At 41.4% G+C, this 3,917-nt stretch carries 1 protein-coding gene and 1 pseudogene; both read left to right on the forward strand.

The window, feature by feature from the left end:
• A partial coding sequence (locus ACP6PM_RS19200; protein ID WP_426587420.1) for an SdrD B-like domain-containing protein occupies positions 1–3,102 on the forward strand: 3,102 nt, incomplete at its 5' end.
• A gap of 460 nt (positions 3,103–3,562) precedes the next feature.
• A pseudogene (locus ACP6PM_RS19205) lies at positions 3,563–3,865 on the forward strand (M16 family metallopeptidase); the annotation flags it as partial.
• Positions 3,866–3,917 lie beyond the last annotated feature (52 nt).

Consider the following 3,917-nt stretch of genomic DNA (forward strand, 5'->3'; position numbering starts at 1 on the left):
ACAACTGATGGTACAACTGATGCTGATGCAGGCACAACTGATGGTACAACTGATGCTGATGTAGGTGCAACAGATGGTGTTATAACAGCTAGCCAAGTAACAGTAACAGGCAGAATTGCTGGTACTAAATTTAGTGACAACAATGGTAACAATGCAGTAGATCCAGGTGAACTTGGCCTACCTGGATTCACTATATATCTAGACCTTAATAATAATCAAGTTCTAGACTCAAATGAACCCACATCTATTACTGCTCCAGATGGTAGCTATAGCTTTGAAGCTTTACCACCTGCTACTTATGTGGTCAGAGAAGTGCAGCAAGCAGGCTTCACGCAAATCACTCCAGATCCAATAATTACAATAGTTGGGGGTGAAAATGTTGATTTCGTTAATATTGGGAACCAACCAGGACCAGGAATAAATCCTCCACCCACTCTTCCCCCAGGCGAAACCCCTGTCGTAGATACTGATAGCAGAGGTACAATTACTGGGGTTAAATTTGATGATCGCAATGCTGACGGTTTAGCAGGTCCTGACGAACCAAGACTCATAAATGTCGAAATTTTTGTAGACCTAAATGATAATGGTTTCGCAGATGCTAATGAACCAGTTACCCGAACAGATCCTAACGGGGAATATCGGTTTACATTACCACCAGGAAACTTCAGAGTATTAGAAACACCACCTGCTGGTTTTATTAACACTACTCCTACTCCCCTAGTTTCAGTTGTTCCTGGTCAGACTGTCGTCTATAACTTTGGCGATACCAGTATCTTTGACCCCAACACGAGCATTAGTGGTTTCATCTTCACTGATGAGAATAACAATGGAATTCGGGACTTTAGCAGTAGCGCCGAAGACCTAAATGGTAATGGGGTATTAGATCCAGGGGAAGACCTCAACGGTAATGGTGTACTTGATGGACAAGTATTCACGGAAGCAGGTATTCCTACAGCTCAAGTTTTCTTAGATATAGATGGTGATGGACGACTCGATAGCAATGAAGACCTCAACGCTAACGGAGCACTAGATGAAGGCGAAGATATAGATGGTGACGGTGTACTCGATCTAGACGAACCCGAAACCTTCACAGACCCTAATGGTCGTTACATATTTAATGGTGTAACGCCTGGTAATTACACAGTTGATGTTGTTCTGCAAGAAAACTTATCCCTAACAGGTCGAGACATAGACGGCGATGGTACAATCGATGGAGACGAAACTGACGCTCGCCCAATTATTAATGTTACTGTAGGCGAGGTTCCACCCGACCCCAATATCTCACCAACACCAATTAATCTTCCCTTTGGTCAAAGTCTAACAGATGTTGATGTAGGTGTTAACGTCACATCACCAGAGGCAGATACTGTTAGTGGTATTGTATTTGGTGACAACAACGGTAACGGACTATTTGAACCTTTGAAAGGGGAAGTTGGTTTACCTGGTGTTGAAGTCTTCCTAGACACAAAAGCAGATGGTCAGATACAAGGCTTTGAACCAAATCAAATTAGTGGTCCTGGTGGTACTTATGGTCTAGATGTGTCTGATGTAGATTCAGGTTCCTATCAGCTTCTACAAATTCTCGATCGCACAGGTTTCATTCAGACAACTCCAACAGCTTTGGTAACTGTTGGTGATGGTCTCAGTACCGTTTATAACTTTGGAAACCAACCACAAACCTTAATTACTGGAACTGTATTTGAAGACTTTAACAGTAATGGTATCCAAGACTTTAGCGATACTAATGGTAATGGTATCCTTGACCCTGATGAATTTGTAGAAAGGGGTGTACCTGGTTTCCAAATCTATGTGGATATAAATGAAAATGGCATTCTTGATAACCGAGATATTGAGCCTAATGCCTTCACAGATACTAACGGAGATTATGCAATTGTTGGTCTTCTACCAGGTACTTACACATTGCGACTCATTCCACGAGATGTTATTACAGATCCCAACGATCCAAACGCAGTTTCACAAGGCTTTATTTCTACAACTCCAACAGATCTGACAATTACTGTTGACCAGTTTGAGAACTCTAACCTGGTAATTGATTTTGGGCAATCTCCGGTACTTCCTCCTGCTGTCCGTGCTAATATTTCTGGTATTGCATTTATAGATGATAACGGCGATGGAGTGGCAGACCCAGGTGAGCTGCAACTGCCTAATGCTACTATCTACATAGATGCCAACGAGAACGGGGAACGAGATGATGATGAACGATTTGCTTTCACCGACCAATTTGGTCGCTATGAAATCCCTAATATCGATCCAGGAACTTATATTGTTCGTCAGGAACCACTACCTGGTTTCACTGACTCTACAACTCCAGCTCCTGTTGTAGTTACCTTGGCAGCAGGGGATAACGCTGACTTTGTTAACTTTGCTAACAATCCCACAAATCTGCCACCTGCTGTGCTTCCTGTTGTCGATCTTGGTGGTATTGTTTTCAACGATATTAATGGTAATGGTCTGATCGAGCCAGGAGAGAATGGTATTCCTGGTGTTACCGTATTCCTAGACCGCAACGGTAACTTAATCCTTGATAATGAGGAACGTGAGACGGTTACAGATTCCTTGGGAGTATACGACTTCGCAGATATACCACCTGGCACTTATACAGTTCGACAGGTGCCACCACCAGGTTTATTCCAAACTACTCCAGACCCAACTGTCACCCTATTTGCAGGAGATGATGCTAACTTTGTCAACTTCGGTAATAGCACTACTCCAGGTATAACACCACCACCACCATCTACAGGTATTGGTAGTATTAGTGGGGTAACTTTTGAAGACCTCAATGGCAACGGTTTCCTAGATGGTGGTGAAACTGGTATTGGTGGTATTGTTGTTTACTTCGATCAGAATAACAACTCTGTTCGAGATGCTGATGAAATATTTGTTGCTAGTGATGTCAATGGCAACTATGGTTTCTCAAACTTAGCAGATGCTAGTTATACAGTTCGGCAAGACCTAAACCCAGAGCAGGCAGCAATATTTAATCAAACTGTTCCTTCTGATAATCCTGGTGGACCAATCTTTATCAGCACATTTGGTGGTGTTGATGTTCCTGGTGTGAATATTGGTAATATCCGTATATAATATCTAGATTTATCTAGTGTTTGGATAACACCAGAACTCAGGATCAAAACTGAGACTAAACTTAAAAATTCAATCTTCAGCGTGGTCAATCATTATTTAAGATTTGACTACGCTTTTTTTTCAAGCTTTCAGCTTTCAGCACTCAGCAATCAGCAATTCTGCAAATTTTCCCCTGTTCCCTAAAATTTTTATTGTGGGTATTCAAAGAAACATGATCAGGACTTACGCAAAAAATGAAATTATACGCCATCTGTAGGGGTTAACGGCCGTTAACCCCTACTATATAATGAAACCCGCTGTAAGATAGACATTTCATGGGCTAAAGCCCAACTACAAACAAAAACTTTTTTATCACTTAATTATTTAGACATGATATTAGTATTAAATTTGACAAATTGTCCAGTGAGAAAGCTTTACAATATATACGGAGAAACTAGGATAAATTTTCTTATTAAAACAATTGTCTATAGCAACTTCTAGTCCTAAATGTCCAGCTCATATACTGAAGTTGGATAATGGTCTAACAGTTATTCATCAGTATATTTCAGCCACTCCGGTAGTGGTCGTAGATGTGTGGGTAAGAGCAGGCGCTAGGCAAGAACCTGATCGCTGGTCAGGCATGGCCCATTTCCTAGAACACATGATTTTTAAGGGAACAGAAAAATTAGGTCCCGGTATATTCGATCAAATAATAGAAAACCGTGGTGGAATAGCAAATGCAGCTACTAGCCACGACTATGCTCACTTTTTCATTACCACTGCGTATCCACTCAATATGATGGGGTAGGGAATGATTATAACTGCCAAGACCAATC

The organism is Dapis brunnea BLCC-M229 (assembly GCF_050015995.1).
In the GTDB taxonomy this organism is placed as follows: domain Bacteria; phylum Cyanobacteriota; class Cyanobacteriia; order Cyanobacteriales; family Microcoleaceae; genus Trichodesmium.